General features: G+C 46.9%; 13 protein-coding genes. 3 read left to right on the forward strand and 10 right to left on the reverse strand.

Translation table 11 applies throughout. From position 1 onward, the window contains the following. The first annotated feature begins 49 nt into the window (after window positions 1-49). Together cmoA and cmoB are read left to right on the forward strand one after the other, a co-directional pair. A complete protein-coding gene (cmoA, locus tag R3P39_RS07130) occupies window positions 50-775 on the forward strand; it encodes a carboxy-S-adenosyl-L-methionine synthase CmoA (protein ID WP_336566571.1) in 726 nt (241 codons plus the stop codon). 8 nt (window positions 776-783) lie between these two features. Then, the gene (gene cmoB, locus R3P39_RS07135; protein WP_336566572.1) at window positions 784-1,752 is read left to right on the forward strand and encodes a tRNA 5-methoxyuridine(34)/uridine 5-oxyacetic acid(34) synthase CmoB; all 969 of its coding nucleotides are present in this window, start codon (window positions 784-786) and stop codon (window positions 1,750-1,752) included. 125 nt (window positions 1,753-1,877) lie between these two features. Here the strand turns inward: cmoB and adk are convergent, their stop codons facing one another. The 6 genes from adk to glk form a co-directional block, all read right to left on the reverse strand. After that, a complete protein-coding gene (adk, locus tag R3P39_RS07140) occupies window positions 1,878-2,522 on the reverse strand; it encodes an adenylate kinase (RefSeq protein ID WP_336566574.1) in 645 nt (214 codons plus the stop codon). Between the two features lie 167 nt (window positions 2,523-2,689). Beyond that, complete coding sequence (gene gap / locus R3P39_RS07145; RefSeq protein ID WP_336566575.1) at window positions 2,690-3,694, reverse strand: type I glyceraldehyde-3-phosphate dehydrogenase; 1,005 nt, start codon at window positions 3,692-3,694, stop codon at window positions 2,690-2,692. Between the two features lie 18 nt (window positions 3,695-3,712). Beyond that, entirely contained in the window at window positions 3,713-4,333 is a 621-nt protein-coding gene (locus R3P39_RS07150) for a bifunctional 4-hydroxy-2-oxoglutarate aldolase/2-dehydro-3-deoxy-phosphogluconate aldolase (RefSeq protein ID WP_336566576.1), read from the reverse strand. A 14-nt stretch (window positions 4,334-4,347) separates the two neighbouring features. Continuing rightward, window positions 4,348-6,204, reverse strand: coding sequence for a phosphogluconate dehydratase (edd, locus tag R3P39_RS07155; RefSeq protein WP_336566577.1), 1,857 nt, complete (start codon window positions 6,202-6,204; stop codon window positions 4,348-4,350). 753 nt (window positions 6,205-6,957) lie between these two features. Further along, on the reverse strand, window positions 6,958-7,977 hold the full coding sequence (locus tag R3P39_RS07160; RefSeq protein ID WP_336566578.1) for a LacI family DNA-binding transcriptional regulator: 1,020 nt from the start codon (window positions 7,975-7,977) through the stop codon (window positions 6,958-6,960). Window positions 7,978-7,993: 16 nt separating this feature from the next. Next, complete coding sequence (gene glk / locus R3P39_RS07165) at window positions 7,994-8,989, reverse strand: glucokinase (protein WP_336566580.1); 996 nt, start codon at window positions 8,987-8,989, stop codon at window positions 7,994-7,996. A 357-nt stretch (window positions 8,990-9,346) separates the two neighbouring features. On the opposite strand from glk, the gene R3P39_RS07170 reads away from it, so the two are divergent. Beyond that, window positions 9,347-10,366, forward strand: coding sequence for a LacI family DNA-binding transcriptional regulator (locus R3P39_RS07170; RefSeq protein WP_336566581.1), 1,020 nt, complete (start codon window positions 9,347-9,349; stop codon window positions 10,364-10,366). A gap of 136 nt (window positions 10,367-10,502) precedes the next feature. Here R3P39_RS07170 and R3P39_RS07175 read toward each other — a convergent pair whose 3' ends face one another. From R3P39_RS07175 to R3P39_RS07190, 4 genes are all read right to left on the reverse strand, one after another. Then, on the reverse strand, window positions 10,503-12,899 hold the full coding sequence (locus R3P39_RS07175) for a glycoside hydrolase family 15 protein (protein ID WP_336566582.1): 2,397 nt from the start codon (window positions 12,897-12,899) through the stop codon (window positions 10,503-10,505). 9 nt (window positions 12,900-12,908) lie between these two features. After that, entirely contained in the window at window positions 12,909-14,408 is a 1,500-nt protein-coding gene (locus tag R3P39_RS07180) for an MFS transporter (protein ID WP_336566583.1), read from the reverse strand. 3 nt (window positions 14,409-14,411) lie between these two features. Beyond that, complete coding sequence (locus R3P39_RS07185; RefSeq protein WP_336566584.1) at window positions 14,412-16,271, reverse strand: alpha-amylase family glycosyl hydrolase; 1,860 nt, start codon at window positions 16,269-16,271, stop codon at window positions 14,412-14,414. Between the two features lie 134 nt (window positions 16,272-16,405). Next, entirely contained in the window at window positions 16,406-17,920 is a 1,515-nt protein-coding gene (locus tag R3P39_RS07190) for a tryptophan halogenase family protein (RefSeq protein WP_336566586.1), read from the reverse strand. Between the last annotated feature and the right edge of the window lie 12 nt (window positions 17,921-17,932).

Genomic DNA, 17,932 nt, shown 5'->3' on the forward strand with positions numbered 1-17,932 from the left:
CAGCATAAAATGCTAAAATAGCGAGATTATTTTTAAAGAGAGATTTGATGTGACGGGCAAAGATAGTATTTATGCCACCGAGCAGGCTGTGAAAGACTTTACTTTTGATGAAAATGTCGTGGAAGTCTTCCCCGATATGATCCAGCGCTCTGTGCCTGGCTACGCCACGATTGTAAGCACCATGGGCAAATTGGCTGGAAGCTACGCACAAAGTAATTCTAATTTGTATGATTTAGGCTGCTCTTTAGGTGCAGTGACGTTAAGCATGCGTCGCAACATAGACAAAGAAAACTGCCAAATCATTGCTGTTGATAATTCCGCCCCTATGGTGGAGCGCTGTAAATTGCACTTACAAGGGTTTAAGTCGGATGTGCCGGTTAAGGTTGAGCTTGGCGACATCACAGATATTGATATTCGTAATGCCTCGGTGGTAGCTATGAACTTTACCCTGCAATTTATCCCAGCGGAGTTACGCTATGCCGTCCTAGAAAAAATCTTTCAGGGGTTAAAGCCTGGTGGCGTTCTATTGCTGAGTGAAAAGATCCGCGGCGAGAACGACATTAAAGATAATTTGCTCATAGATTTACATCACGACTTTAAACGTCACAATGGCTATTCCGAACTGGAGATCAGCCAAAAGCGCACAGCCATCGAAAACGTCATGCGCACAGACTCACTGAGCACCCATTTACAGCGCTTAGAGGACATTGGCTTTAGCCAAACTCAGCTCTGGTATCAATGCTTTAACTTCTGCTCCATGGTAGCAATTAAATAGAGGCGAATATGAACAACTGGTTTACCGATTTTTATGCCACCATAGCGAAAACCTCGCTCAGTCATTGGCTTGAAACCTTGCCTGCCCAGCTCAGTCACTGGCAAAAAGAAGCACAGCACGGGGATTGGCCAAAGTGGGAAAAAGTGCTAAAAAACCTACCAGAGCTGCCCCATGATCATGTTGATATCACCAACAAGGTAGAAATTGGTCATGGCCAAGGTATCAGTGAAGGCCATCAAAAGCAGCTGACGCATTTACTCAAGCGCATGATGCCTTGGCGCAAAGGCCCTTTTCATTTACACGGCATTCATATCGATACTGAGTGGCGCAGCGATTGGAAATGGGATCGCCTCCTTCCTCACATTAGCGATTTAAGCAACCGTACCGTGCTCGATATTGGTTGCGGCTCGGGCTACCATCTGTGGCGTATGCGTGGCGCGGGAGCTGAACTGGTGGTCGGAATCGATCCTTCTGACTTGTTCTTATGTCAATTTCAGGCAATTAAACACTATAACCCGGATCCCCAAGTGCATTTATTACCACTTGGTGTAGAGCAGCTACCTGAGTTAAAAGCATTTGATACCGTTTTCTCTATGGGCGTGTTATACCATCGCCGCTCGCCAATCGACTTTTTAGCCCAGTTAAAAGCACAATTACGCAAAGGCGGTGAGCTGGTACTCGAAACCTTAGTTATTGAAGGCGATGTTAATACGGTGCTGGTGCCCACCGACCGCTACGCTAAGATGCGCAACGTTTGGTTTATTCCTAGCTGCGATGCGCTCACCTTATGGCTTGAACGCGTAGGCTTTAAAGACATTAAAGTGGTTAATAAAGACATCACTTCGCTGCAAGAGCAACGCCAAACCGATTGGATGACAACGGAGTCACTGGCTGACTTCCTTGACCCTGACGACCCCACTAAAACCATTGAGGGTTACCCTGCTCCGCTGCGGGCTATTGTTGTCGCCACAGCGTAAACACATCAGCTTAAGCGCGTTCATAACACGCAAAAAAGGGGCTCAGCAGCCCCTTTTTTATACCAATTCACTTAATTAAATGCCCTATTTTAGGTAAGTATTAAGTGACTCATCACAGCCTGGTATTAGCCTAGTAATTCAGCTAATTGCTTGCTTACCGCTTCAACCGCTTGAGTACCGTCAAGTTTATGGTACTGAGTGTTGCCAGCTTGGGCTTCTTTGCTGTAGTAATCAACCAATGGCTTAGTTTGCTCATGGTAAATAGCAAGACGCTTACGTACCGTCTCTTCAGTATCGTCATCACGGATAATAAGGTCTTCACCAGTGACATCGTCTTTGCCTTCCACTTTAGGTGGGTTATAAACGATGTGGTATACACGTCCAGAGCCTGGGTGTACACGGCGACCGCTCATACGCTCAACAATGATTTCATCGGCAACGTCAAACTCGATCACGTGATCCACTTTGATGCCGTTTTCTTTCATTGCGTCTGCTTGTGGGATCGTACGCGGGAAACCATCTAGCAAGAAACCATTAGCACAGTCTTCTTTGGCGATACGCTCTTTCACCAAGCCAATGATGATCTCGTCAGACACTAACTGCCCTGCATCCATTACCTTTTTCGCTTCCAGACCTAGCGGCGTGCCTTCTTTGATTGCAGCACGAAGCATATCACCAGTAGAGATCTGCGGAATGCCATACTTATCCATTAAAAACTGAGCTTGAGTGCCTTTACCTGCACCCGGTGCGCCAAGCAAGATGATGCGCATAATTAAATCCTCGTTTAGAATTATTTCGGTTTGTGTGGTGAATTTTTCCATATGCGCCGACGTTTCTCAAGGAACTTATACTAATTGCTTAGCTGTACAGGCGTTTTTTTGCGCTTAAAACAAAAAAGCTCTGCGATTAAGCAGAGCTTTTGCTGATTTTATTGAGCTTATAAAAATGCGCCCAGTGCTTTCACTTGGTCAAGCATGCGGCACGAGAAGCCCCATTCATTGTCATACCAAGCCATTACTTTTACCAGCTTACCATCCACTTTGGTTTGCGTAGAATCAAACACTGATGACGCTGGGTTGTGATTAAAGTCAATGGACACCAACGGCAGCTCATTGTACTCAAGAATCTCACTCATGGCTCCGGTTGCAGCCGCCTTAATGGCAGCATTCACTTCTTCTGCAGAGGTGTCACGCTTGGCGATAAAAGTAAGATCGACTAAAGAGACATTAATCGTTGGTACGCGTACTGCCATCCCGTCTAGCTTACCTGCCAGCTCTGGAAGAACTAGGCCAACCGCTTTAGCCGCTCCCGTTTTGGTTGGGATCATTGACTGCGTGGCACTGCGAGCACGGTATAAATCTTTGTGATACACATCAGAAAGGTTTTGGTCATTGGTGTAAGCATGGATGGTGGTCATGCTGCCTTGTTCAATGCCAATATTGTCATTCAATACTTTAGCAATCGGCGCCAAACAGTTAGTAGTACAAGAAGCATTGGAGATAATAGTCGAATCAGCGTTTAACACTTCGCTGTTCACGCCATGCACAACCGTAGCATCCATATCTGTGCCTGGTGCCGATACAATGACTTTCTTGGCGCCCGCTTCAATGTGCTTTGCTGCCGCCTCACGCGAGGTGAATAGGCCTGTACACTCAAGTACGATATCGACGTTTAACGCTTTCCAAGGTAATGCCGCTGGGTCGCGCTCCTGAGTCAGGGTAATTTCATCGCTACCTATCACCAAAGTGTCACCATTTAGAGCCACTTGTTCGCCAAAACGACCGTGTACAGAATCGAACTGAGTCAAATGGGCATTGACATTCGCTGGCGCTAAATCGTTAATAGCAACCACTTTAATCTCTTGGTTTTGGCCTGATTCATATAATGCGCGAAGTACATTGCGACCGATACGGCCATAGCCATTAATTGCGATATTAATCATGATAACTGTCCCCTAAATCTATTTAACTTCACTTGCTTGCTTTGCAAGTGCTTCAATGGCTTGCCAGTCTTTGTTGGCGATAAGCGCTTTATCGAGCATCCAAGTACCGCCGACACAAACCACATTGTCCAGTGCCAAATACTTAGGTGCAGTTGCCAACGAAATGCCTCCCGTTGGGCAGAATTTAACCTGTGGAATTGGGCCGCCAATTGACTTTAACATCGGCGCACCACCTGCAGCTTCTGCAGGGAAAAACTTCAAAAACTCAAACCCTTCTGCGGCTAACTTCATTACTTCACTGGGCGTTGCTGCACCAGGAAGAAATGGAATGTCGGTGGTTTTTGCAAGCGCTAGTAAGGCATCATTGGTGCCGGGGCTCACCATAAAGTCCGCCCCTGCTTCTACCGAGGCCGCAAATGTGGCTTGGTCTACCACAGTGCCGGTGCCGACAAATGCGTCTGGTAGTGCCGCTTTAATGTCTTTTACTGCTTGAGCCGCTACCGGTGTTCTTAAGGTGACTTCCAGCGCCCTTAAGCCGCCGTTAAACAGTGCCGTTGCCAGTGGCACCGCATCTTCTAAATTTTCAATCACTATTACTGGCACCACAGGTGCGGCAGTTAAGATCTCTTTGATGTTCATGCTCATTCCCAGTGTTATTGTTCTTCAATCCCAAATGAGCATGCCCCTTGGTCGGCACTGCTCACCATTGTTCTAAAGCCAGAAAATAATTCTCGACCAGTACCAAAGGTTTGTGTTTGATCAGAAATCTGTAGCTCACGCTGCGCCATCTCTTCATCAGAAACATGCACAAACAGCTCGCCTTTCGGTGCATCTAGTGTGACTATGTCGCCTTCGTGGATTTTCGCAATAGGGCCCCCTTCAACCGCTTCAGGTGCTAGGTGGATGGCCGCAGGTACTTTTCCTGATGCCCCAGACATGCGTCCGTCAGTGACAATGGCCACTTTAAAACCTTGGTCCTGCAGTGTTGCCATTACTGGCGTGAGCTTATGCAGTTCAGGCATCCCTTTGGCTTTCGGGCCTTGCTCTTTAATGACAGCAATAAAGTCTTGATTCAACTTGCCAGCACTGAAGGCTTCTTGTAATTCACCTTGAGAACTAAACACTTTAGCCGGCGCCGTGACGGTTTGGTGTTGCTCTTGCACCGCTGATACCTTGATCACCGCTTTACCAAGATTGCCGTTAAGAAGCTGTAAGCCGCCTTGCTTATGGAATGGATCCGACACTGGGCGAAGGACTTCTTCGTCTAACGATTTTTCTGGCACTGGCACCCATTTTACTTTCGCAGGGCCCTGTGAATCGGTCATGATGACGTTGTTATCGACGTCGAGCATAGGCTCCATGGTGTAATCGTCTAACCCTTCGCCAACAATGGTTTTAACGTCGTTATGCAAGTAACCGGCATCACGCAATTCACGCATCAAGAAGCCCATACCACCTGCGGCTTGGAAGTGGTTCACGTCGGCATGACCGTTGGGATAAATACGCGTTAATAGCGGCACCACTTCAGACAGATCCGCCATGTCTTTCCAAGTGATTTGGACCCCGGCGGCTTTCGCCATGGCCACTAAGTGAATCGCATGGTTGGTCGAGCCACCGGTAGATAGTAAGCCAACCAAGCCATTAATAACGGTTTTCTCGCTGACAATATCAGCCAAAGCATTGCCACGCTTACCATCCAGTAATTGTTGCAGCATGGTTTCTACTGCGTTGGCAGTCAGACCATCTCTGAGCTCTGTGTATGGATTAATGAATGAGCTGCCTGGTAAATGCAGACCCATGATCTCCATGAGCATTTGGTTGGAGTTGGCAGTACCATAGAAAGTACAAGTACCGGCACTGTGATACGAAGCGCTTTCCGCTTCGAGTAGCTCATCGCGGCTCACTAAGCCCTGTGCAAACTTTTGTCTAACACGAGCTTTTTCTTTGTTCGGAATACCAGACTGCATTGGACCTGCTGGTAAAAAGTAAACGGGTAAGTGACCAAAGGATAAGGCACCGATTAATAATCCCGGTACGATTTTGTCGCACACACCGAGACAAAACACACCATCGAATACATCGTGCGACAACGCCACAGCAGTTGACATGGCAATCACATCACGAGAAAACAGCGACAACTCCATGCCATCACGGCCTTGAGTAACGCCATCACACATGGCAGGTACACCACCAGCCACTTGAGCCGTGGCATCAAATTTATTAGCCACCGCTTTAATTAAATCGGGATATTCTTTATACGGTTCATGCGCCGATAGCATATCGTTATAGGCGTTAATGATACCAAGGTTTGGCTGCTCATCTTCTTTTAATCGAGCTTTATCACTGCTAGAACATGCAGCCATAACGTGTGCAAGGTTTCCACAGCCCAGTCCCGCTCTTACGCGTGTTTGTTTTTTTGCTTGTTGGATTCGAGCTAAATAGGCTTGACGTGTTGCTTTGCTTCGCTCAATGACGCGTTCGGTAACTTCCTGAATTCGTGGATGCAACATAGTACTGACTCTCTAAGTGTTAGAGGAAAAAGGCTCTGCACGATTGCCAGCATTCGTGGCAATCCTTGTACAGAGCAGCTTTGATTTACCCGTTCAAAGGTACGCTATCAGGTTGTCTCTCACCCCAACCTGACACCGGTGTCACTGTATTTACTCATAAATCTGACACCGGTGTCAACCTTTCCTATAAATTTAGTCTAACTTTTTTAGATGACCAAATTATAACCGCCTTTTTTATCTTAAAAATCGATATCGAAGCACTAAAATAACCGGCCACTGAAGTCACCAGCGCCACCATAAACGGATAGATAAGGTGCTATATACACGATGGCATTATGAGAGACATCCACTTAGATAAAGATAATGGCATTATGAGAGACATCCACTTAGATAAAGATAATGAGAGACACCCACTGAAGTGATAAGTGAAAGCCACTTAGATGATAAGTGACACCCACCGAGATGGTAAGTGGCATTATGAGAGACACCCACTGAACTGATAAGTGACACTCACTGAGTGACCTTGCACCCATTATGAGAGACACCCACTGAGATAATGAGAGGCACCCACTGAGATAATGAGAGGCACCCACTGAGATAATGAGAGGCACCCACTTAGATGATAAGTGACACCTTTAGAGATGATTAATAACACTCACTGAGTGACCTTGCACCAAAGTATTCCCAGAACAAAGGCAATAAAAAGCCCAACGACGAAGCGTTGGGCTTTGGGGCAAGTATAAAAAATTGAAATTATTTCTGGGTCAACGCTTGAGTCGACTCGCGGGTGATGAGTTTGGCCTCTAACACCTGCTGGAATGGCTCGCTTTGCGGCTCTGCTATTTGTTTAATTAGCTCTGCCACTGCGGTACGAGTCATCTCTTCTACCGGCTGCGCAATGGTGGTCAGCCCAGGCCAAATATGCCGTGCTATTGGTGCATTATCGAACCCGGCAATTGACAGCTGCTCAGGAACTTTTATTTCACGCTGAGTCGCCATTTTTAATACCGCCGCCGCCATGTAATCGTTCGATGCGAATACGGCACTGGGGCGCGGCGACAAATCAAGAATCTCTTTGGCGCTGTCAGCACCAGAGTGATAACTAAAGTTACCCTCTGCCACCATGTTCGGGTTGAACTCAATACCATGTTTCGCTAAAGCTTTTTGATAGCCTGAAAAACGGTTCTCAGTGGCACTGTGATCGGGGTGGCCTTTGATAAAAGCAATATCGCGATGCCCGAGCTTGATCAAATGCTCAGTGAGCTCAAAGGCCCCCTGTTCATCGTTGCTGCGCACCGATATCGATTCATCGTCTTCAATGGCCGATGCCACTCGAGCGTATGGCACCTTACGCTGTTTTAAAAAGGCGATCAGCTCTTGCGAGTCTGAAAATGGCGGCGTTAATACCAAACCATCCAGTCTGGAAGTGGTGAGCAGTTGATCGACATTGTCTATTAAAGCCTGTCCGCGTAATTCACACGGGTGGATCAGCAAGTTGTAACTGTGCTGCTGACATGCCTCCAGTGCACCACTTTGCACTCGAGTAATATAACTTTTTGACGGATTGTCATACAGGCAACCAATAATAAAGCTGCGGTTTTGTGCTAAACCTCGGGCAATGGGGTTGGGCTTGTAATTAAGCTCTTCAAACACCTTTAGCACTTTTTCTCGGGTGGCAGCACTGACGTTAGGCTCGTTGTTTAGCACGCGCGATACGGTTTTTTTCGAGACTCCCGCATATTCTGCTACGCTATTAATGGTTACTTTTTTCATCTTCGACTTCCTAACCTCACTGGCGCTGGTGCAAACACGCCGCCGCGCCAATTAAAGGAATATTATCTTCTACCACCAAGGTCACCGGAATTTGACTGGTGTATTGTGACATCATGCCTTTTTCGGTAAAGCGCTCAACGAAGCTACTCGCCTGCAACCGAGATTGCATGCGAGGCAATATACCACCGCCAATATAAATCCCACCTAAAGCACCAAAGGTCAAGGCTAAATCGCCAGCTACGCTGCCAAACCAATCACAAAAATGGCTTAACGTTGCATCACAAATGGCACATTCATTCGCCAGAGCACTGATCTGCGCGGCATTAAGATCTTTGGCTTGCTCCCCGCGTACTTCCGCCATGGCTTTGTAAAGCCGAGCGATGCCGGGGCCTGAGAATACGGTTTCAATGGAAACATGTTGCGTATTGGCGCGTAACACCGCCATCAACTCTTTGTCTAGTTCGGTAACCGGTGCCAATGAAATATGGCCCGCCTCACAGCTCATCACGGCTGTGCCATTAATATCACGCGCCAAGCACGCAGCACCAAAGCCGGTACCTGGACCCATCACGCCAATGTTCGCACCTAACTCCGGTTGTCCTTGTTTTACCACTAAGTTTTTGTCTAGTGCCAAATAAGGCGCAGCAAAGGCAAACGCGGCAAAATCGTTGATCACCGCAAATTCGGCAAAATCAAACTGGGCTTTAATGTCTTCGGAGTTAAAATGCCAACCTAAATTAGTTAAATGAACTTGCTGCGACTTGATTGGTCCTGCTACCGCAAGACATGCTCGTCTGGGTTGCGTTACAGGTAGCTCAGTTAAATATTTTTGGATGGCGGCTTCAAAAGACTGGAAATCAGCGCTTGGGAAAGTGCTTTGATGGGTAATGGAAAAACGTCGGGTGGTCGTATCAAAATCTGACACGATAGCAAATCTTGCGTTTGTTCCTCCGATGTCGGCAACGACAATCGGCTCAAACGGCACGGATGAATGGCTTGTTGTCTGGCTCATATTATTATCTCTTTATCACTGCATTGATGCTTGTGCTAACCATTGCACTGTCAGCACGTCTCCATTTCGGTTGGGCTAACACTTGCGCTGCCAGCACATGTCCTGCATTCTTATTGTCATTAACAGCCAAAATTTGCACGCCTTGGCTTGTTTTTTACCAATTACACAATAGCTGGTAAAAAAGGGCTGCCCTCGGCAAAGGGCAGCCAAATACGTTTTTGACAACAAAATGATAAAACGCCATTAGTATGACACCGGTGTCAGCTTGGTTCAATAAAAATTTGCAATTTCTCCTAAATTGGTTGAAAAAAATATTGAATAACGCAAAATGCCAGAGTCCGAAGCGTTGAGAAAAACATGAAAGGTAAAGCAACTTCTTTTGATATTGCCCATTATGCTGGGGTATCACAGTCTACCGTGTCACGCGCGTTAAGAAATAGCCCGCTGGTCAGTGAAGAGACCCGCAGACGCGTGCATGAAATCGCCAAGCGGTTAAACTACAAAGTCGACAAAAATGCCAGTAACTTGCGTACGCAACAAAGCAGTACCCTAGCTCTACTGTTGTTTGAAGACCCCACTGGCGATGATTCCCAGATCAACCCTTTCTTTTTGAGTATGCTTGGCAGCATCACCCGAGCGTGCGCGAAACAAGGTTACGACTTGCTGGTATCATTTCAATCCACCAGCAGTGACTGGCATGCCGATTACGAAGACAGCCACCGTGCCGATGGCTTAATATTATTGGGCTATGGCGATTACATTGACTACCAGTCAAAATTGCAAACGCTTTTGGACAATAACACTAAATTTGTTTGTTGGGGCGCCAGCGTTGATAACCGCCCCGACCTCACCGTCAGTTGTGATAACTATGGGGGTGGCGTGCTTGCGGCAAAACACCTTATCGACATGGTTCGCACCGACTGTGCTTTTATCGGTGATGCGTCGGATCACAGCCCTGAGTTTTTTGCTCGCTTCAAGGGCTTTCGCGATACCCTTCGGGCCAAAGGCATTGAGATAAGCGACCGTAAAATGGCCAACGCCATTTCAACCGAAGATTCAGGCTACCATGCCACACGCTCACTGATCGCCAATAACGTTAAATTTAATGCCCTTTTTGCCGCCAGCGATCTTATCGCTATCGGCGCCATGAAAGCGTTAAAGGAAGCCGGGATCCGAGTGCCAAATGACGTCCATGTAGTAGGGTTTGATAATATTTCTGCCGCCAGTTACGTCTCACCTTCTCTCACAAGTGTGCAACAAAACACCACCCTAGCGGGACAAATGCTAGTGGATAATCTACTGCAATTAATCAAAGGCGAAGACGTGACATCGACTTTACTGCCACCAAAACTAATTGTCCGCCAATCGTCACGATAAGCAAATATTCCTTTCACTGCCGAACGGCTTAATATAGAGCAATAAGTATAACGCTCAGGGCGTTAAATTTTTCTTGCCTCAGCGAGCTTTCAAGGGCTATAAAAAAGCCGAAGCAGTGTGCTTCGGCTAGTTGCGATTATTTTAGCTTTTTATCAATCACCGGATAGTGATCCCAAACTTGCTTGGCATCCAGTGAACGCACCAACTTAACATACTCCGCATGAGTCCATGCCAAAGGCGTGGCTGAGTTGGTTCCCTCGCCTAGGGTGTAGCCAAATGGGTTTTTGCCCACGCCATCCCATACTTGCTCAGGTAGCATCATGCCCTCGTTGGCAAAGTGCTCCATACCACGAACATAGCTGTTTTTAATGCGCGTTTGTTCGCTGCTATCCAGCTTTCCATCAAGCAGTGCCACAGCAATGTCATAGTGGCCACGCTCGCCGGTGAAAAACGGCCATACGCGACCACGCTGACCATCGGTGTTTTGACCACCTTCAGCGTAGTTGCCGCCGAGTACTTCGTCTTCGCCGTAACCATCATTGCCATAACGGCGGTAGCCTGGGTAGCTGTTAACGTCGCCGTCAAACTTAAAGCTGTATTTCACCCTTAGGTTTTCGGTGATCGACTCATCATCGTACTCTGGCATGGTCGCCATAATGCTAGGTGCATCAGCAGCACGGACACCATAACGCACTAGCTCTAAAAAGCCACCATCGATAATTTGTTTTTTGTCCATACCCGCTCGGCCATTGTTACTGTTCAGTGGCGTGCTTGAGTTAGGATCTTGGTCTTGACCAATACGGAAAAAGTAATGGCCATCACTGTTGTCGCTCTGTAAATTGCCTTCCGTGGTAAACATTAACGCTTCGACTTGGCTGTCATATTGCTTGGCAGTGGCTAAGAATTTTTTCTCTGCGGCGCTATCCCCGGCTATTTTAGCAATATCACTGGCGGTGATAAGACCTGCAATAATCGCTGCAGTGGTCGATGGCGAGTAGCCATTTTGTTCTTCCCAACGCTCTTGTTGCGTCGCCGGTGGCGTGATCTGGGTGTCATTCCAAAGTATTTTTGCCAAGCCGCCATCCACTAAGAAGTTGGCCGCAGGTTTAAGCATCTTGTTGTACCAGTAAACCAGCTTGTCATCGCTTAATACCCCAGCCTGCCAAAGCTTCCACGCAAGCATGATTGGCATGGCAGTTTGGTCTAGCTGCACGCCAACCCATTCTAGCTCGCCATCCACATGGGTTTTTTGTAAGAACCAGCCGGTATCGCCTTGATTACCTATCGTATTATCTGTGACTTGCACTTTTTCTAGGTATTCAAACGCCGTCAGTGCCGTGGCGCTATCACCCATTGCTAAGAAGGCCATCGCCACTTGATAAAAATCACGTACCCACACGGCCTTGTAACCGGTGTGTCCTTGCTCTGCTGGCACTGTGTCTCCCCACGGGTTCGACAATGACGCGATTAAGGCACCGGCATGAGTTTTATCTTCTTGCGCTTTAAGCACCAAGGCACTGGTGTAAAGCAGTTTACCATTATCCGTGGTGTTATCTGTCATGTTGGCAAGCGGCTCAAGTGACGCCATATAGTCTTCCCAGCCGATGTGTTCGCCAGCACCATTATAGGCGGCTAGCACTTGTTCATAACCGCGAGACAGTGTTTTAGCCCCTTCAGCAAAGCTTGCTTGTTGTGATTGCCCAAAGCTCAGCGCTAAATCAAAGCTTGCACTGCCATCCACAGCACCCAAATGTGCTAGCCAATTAACATTACCGGCTTTGTCGCCTGTGGTGCTGTAGCTGGCTGCTATTTGTTGATTGGTTTTTAGCGCTTCGAGGTTGTCACTGCTGCCAGTAAATCCAACCGATGCTTTGGCAAAGCCTGACTGGCTTTGCAGGGTTAAGTAATTGTCGCCTTCAAACGCCACCAGCCCCTGCTCGGTCACGGCTGCACGGTCATTGAGGCCATTATTATTGACATAAGGATTGACGTTAACATAGGCATTCAGGCCCTTAAGGTGGGTGTCCAGCTTAGCTCGGACAAACAAGGTTTGGCCATCTGGGTCAGTGAAGATATGCTTTTCCAGCGTAAAGCGACCTTGCTTATCTTTACTGGTGATTTTATAAGCCAGTGACAGTGGCCGACCTGCTTGGTCTTTATGTAAATAATCAATCTCAACGTCGAGTTTATCGCCTTGTGATTCTGCCACGGTAAAGTCAGGGCCGGTTACAATAAACTGCATGTCTTTGATTTGTGCTTGGTGAATAAGGCCAAACATGGTTTCGGTTACCATGCCTTTAGCCACAGAAAACCATACTTTTGAAACGGTTTTGGTGTCGGCCTCATTGCTGTATTGACCGTTCACATAGGCTTCATACGAAGTGCCAATGCCGGTTTTACCTGAATACGCCCAATAGGGTTTATCGCCAGGCGCCCCTGGGGCAACCTCAAGCTCATTGGCGCTGTAATTACTGCCACAGCCGATAAGTCCTGCGCCAACCAACGCAAGTGCTAATTTAGAATACTTGATCATTATGTTCTCCTATTGAGCCGACGTAGTGACTCTTGATACAGCTAATGCAGCAAATAAAAATGACACGCCACCGATGATCAACGCAAAAATAGGTTGATTATCAAATCCGTGGCGTAAAATGAGTCCAAGAATGCTGGCGGCCAATAATTGCGGGATAACAATAAAGAAGTTAAAGATCCCCATAAACACGCCCATTTTATTACTTGGCAAGGCGTTACTTAACATCGCATAAGGCAGCGATAAAATAGACGCCCAGGCAAAACCGATGCCTACCATAGGCAGCCATAACCAGCTGGGATCGGCGATAAACTTAAAGCTTATTAGGGCCAATGCGCCAAACACCAAGTTCACCGCATGGGCGCCTTTTAGCCCCAAGCGCTTCACCATAAATGGAATGATCAGCGCCGCGATAGCCGCAAAGCCATTGTAGGCGGCAAACAACACGCCAACCCAATCTGCACCATCGTTATAGAGCTTAGAGGTGACATCAGCGGTGCCATAATGAAAGCTAGTGACCGCAGCCGTGGTATAAATCCACATGGCAAACAATGAGAACCAACTAAAAAACTGCACCACAGCCAGTTGTTTCATGGTTTTAGGCATGGTGAATAAGTCATAGATAACGTGGTAAAAGCCGTTGTCGGTGCGTTTTTGCTGTTGCATTAAGTGAGCAAGTAAAAACACCAAAGCAAATGAAATTAACAAGCCACTGAGTAAATACAGTTCTTTTTCCAGGTTAAGACCCGCTACTAAAGCTAAGATCAGCACTCCAAGTGCACCGCTGGCAAGCGCCCCAAATACGTAATTAATGTGTTGGTTAACTTGTTCGGTCACCTCGCCAGCCACACTGGCTTGCTCGAAGGCGGCCAGTTGCTCTGGGCTGTATTCTTTGGTTTTAATGATGGTCCACATCACCGCAACAAATAAAATCACCCCGCCCCAATAGAAGGCATATTTTACGGAATCAGGAATTTCTCCAGCAGCTGCGGTATTACTGACGTCAAACCAATTGGTCATCACCCAAGGTAAGGCAGAGGCCACTACGGCCCCCACGCCAATAAAAAAGCTTTGCATTGAATAGCCAGTGGCACGTTGCTTTTGGTTGAGGTTGTCGCCGACTAATGCCCGAAAAGGTTCCATGGTGACATTGATAGAAGCGTCCATCACCCACAACATGCCGGCGGCAATCCACAGCGTAGGTGAGTTGGGCATAATAAAGAGCGATAAGGTAGTTAAGATAGCTCCCCATAGGAAAAAGGGTCTTCTGCGCCCTAGTCTCCCCCAAGTTCTGTCACTCCAATAGCCGATGATCGGCTGCACAATGAGACCCGTGAGCGGCGCTGCTACCCAGAGAATGGGAATATCATCTACTTTGGCCCCTAAGGTTTGGAATATACGACTTACGTTACCGTTTTGCAGCGCAAAGCCAAATTGGATCCCTAAAAAGCCAAAGCACATATTCCATATTTGCCAAAAGCTCAGGTTGGGTTTTTGTTGTTCTTGTTGCATCACTTACTTCTCTATCCGATACACTGCACTGGCCAATGGCGGCAGTGTAATTTCTGTGGTCACCTGCTCGGCAGATGGCATTAAAGTAATTTCTGGTTGCCCCTCTAAGATATCGGCATATTTGCCCTGCCAAGACTTAGGTAAACGGATGGTCACAGTACGGGCGTTATCTGCATCAAAGTTACTGGCCACAACAATTTTTTGCTGACCTAACTGACGACCAAACGCCACCACTTTATCACTGTCATCGACAATCTCAGTAGCTACATGGTCACCGGCTGCAATAGCTGGCAACTTGGCCATATTCAGCAGCTTAATATAGTAGGCCCGTAATGACTGCTGTGCTGGAGACAGCAAGCCACCGTCAAATTTGCCATGATTCATCCACTTTTGATGCTCTGGTACGCCCACATAATCAAAAATACTGGTGCGACTTGGGTCACCAAATCCAGGTTCTTCAGAGCCATCTTCACCTACCGTTTGGCCAAAGTAGATCATCGAAGGTGATTGACTGAGTAAATGACTCACCACCATGGCCGGCTTGCCTTTTTCTGGGTCGCCAACAAATTCTGGGCTAGCAATGCGCTGTTCATCGTGATTTTCTAAAAAGTGCAACATATGCGGTGCAATGTCGGCCACACTTTGATGAATATCCAGTACCGCCTGAGCACTGCCCTGACCTTGCATTAATACCTTGAGGGTGTCGTACAAGCCAACTTTATCGTAAAGATAATCCATTTTGCCCAGCTTAAGGTAAGGTCGGTATAAGCTTGGGTTGTACACTTCGGCCAGTAAGAAGGCATCTGGATTAGTTGCTTTAATTGACGAGTTTAAAAAGCTCCAAAACTCCACTGGCACCATTTCTGCCATGTCGTAACGAAAGCCATCGACTCCTTTGTCGAGCCAAAATTGCGTAATAGCTTGGAATTTATACCAGCTATCTGGTAGCGCTTTATTTTGCCAAAATTCAAAGTGAGCTTGATGATCCCGTTCAGCGTACTCTGCTGGTAAAGTCGCAAAGTCATAACTGCCGTCCGGTTTAACGCCATAATTCACTTTCACCGTTTCATACCAGTCATTAATATCAGGTTGCGCCGCTCTGGCACCATTGCCGGTCCACTTGGCGGGGTCTTCTTTAAATTGGCTATCAGCAAGCGGGTGTGACTCCCCGCCTAATACTTGATAACCATCGCTTTGTGGCACCGCAAACGACTCGCCGACAACGTAGTAAAAGTTATTATTTTTGCTGTACGTCACCGTGGTATCATCGTCAGCGCCAAAGTCTTGGCTACCTGCAGGAGCATTTAATGACTGATAATCGCGTGCAACGTGGTTAGGCACAATATCAATGATCACTTTCAGTCCCGCGTCATGGCTACGCTGAATAAGTGCCTCAAACTCGGCTAAGCGCTGCGCTGGATCCACAGCCAAATCAGGATTGACGTTATAGTAATCCTTTATCGCGTAGGGGGAACCGGCACGACCTTTAATGACATCAGGATCATCTTGGCTAATGCCATACTTGCTGTAGTCCGTGACCAAGGCATGATGCAACACACCGGTATACCACACATGAGTGACACCCATCTTCTTAATTTCGGCCAGTGCTGCTGGGGTAAAGTCGGCAAATTTACCCACGCCGTTTTCTTCGAGTGTGCCCCACGGTTTGTTCACTTGCTTGGTGTTGCCAAACAGGCGGGTGAATACCTGATACACCACAGGTTTACTGATCTGACTTACGCTTTGGCTGGCAAGACTTGCCTGCTCAGGGGCCTCATTAGGTTGCTGTGGGCTGCAGGCGGTTAAACTTAACGCGCCACCGAATAAAGCGCTGAACGCCAATAATATCGATTTCTTTTTCATAGTGTTGTCATAATGCTGTTTTAATTGAGTCTACTTGGGCCATCCTATGCAAAGAACCGCTTGCATACGTATTCACCAAGTAAATTACTGATAATCATGAAATTGTTGAGCCAATCGATAACCGTCATTAAGCACTATTGGTGCATTTTCGACGCAAGTACGTCTAATTCAGCCCGGTGCGCTTTAAAGTTTAAGCCACACCGACCGAGGTAACTTTTAATTTTTTCGGCATCGTGTTGATTAGCTAACGCATTGCCTGGTTTGAGCTGAGCTTGGTCTGGGTAAATCCCATAACCAGCTAATAAACAGTGCCAGCTGACCGAGGGGTAGTATTGGTCAATATTTTGTCGTGCCAGTTCGTCTGACAAATTATTTCCTGAAACCCATGTTTGTAAAACTTGAAAAAGTGAACGAGATAAGTTGTTATTATTTGCATTATCAAGCCAGTACTGTGTATCTGTGCGACTATTTACACGATAGTGCGCAACAATATAATCTCTAATTGCTTGATAGCGGGCAGTAATAGAATGATTGTGCTTATCTCTCTTGCCATCCGTAAAACCAGCCTCTTGATAGCACTCAATAAAGCTTTGAACGGTTTCTTGAACTATGTGTAAAGCGGTTGCTTCTAATGGTTCAATAAAGCCTTGTGATAAACCAATGGCAATACAATTGTTTTGCCAATGTGTTTTCACCTGCCCTACCTTCATCTTGATATGGCGAGCTTCAATGTCTGAGTCCAGCAAACCCAGTGCGGATCTTAATTCTGTTTCAGCCTGATCTTGATCGCAATAACGTTGGCTATACACATAACCATTACCGATCCGATTGGTAAGTGGAATATGCCACGACCAGCCATATTTACGGGCAACTGATTTAGTTTCAGAGCTAATAATATCGCCCTGCTCGGTGGGTAGTACGACCGCAGCGTCATTAAACAAGTTATCGCCGAATGAGTCGAAGCCAACGCCAAGAGCTTGTTGTAAAAGCAAACTCTTGAATCCAGAGCAATCAACAAAGATATCCCCTGCTATTTCAGAGCCTTCAGAAGTAATAAGCGCTGCGATGTCGCCGTTAATTTGCTTTCTAACATCTGAAATTGTCGCGTCAATATGCTTCACATTGAGTTCTTTTGCCTTACTAGCCAAAAGCTTGCCAAGTAAAGTTGAGTCAAAGTGATAGCCGTAATTAATTTCAAATGGAAAGTTCTCCGCCGCGATAGGAGACTTATTCGTGTTCGCTAAGTGAGTAGCTAGGAAAAAGTGGTCAGGGTGCCCCTCCACATCAATTGCCTTGCGCCTAACAAAGCTATTATGGAAAAAGGCCGGTGCGGAGTAGTCATCAGGCTGTGCAGGAAATGGATGAAAGTAACTCGAAAACCCAGGCTTTGTTGACCAGTCTATAAATCGGATACCATTTTTGTATGTCGCATTGCACGCGGGCATCCACTCGGCTTCTGGAATACCAAGGTAATCCATAAACCCTTTAAATTGCGGTGTAGACCCCTCGCCAACACCAATAATCCCTATACTAGAAGACTCGACAACGGTGATATCTATAGCTTTGTCAGCCCAGTTCTTGGCCATCATATTTGCCGCCATCCAACCTGCGGTTCCGCCACCTAGTATCACTATTTTCTGATTTTTCATCGTCTTCGCACC

Origin of the sequence: Pseudoalteromonas sp. UG3-2 (assembly GCF_037120705.1) — a bacterium.
GTDB lineage: Bacteria > Pseudomonadota > Gammaproteobacteria > Enterobacterales > Alteromonadaceae > Pseudoalteromonas.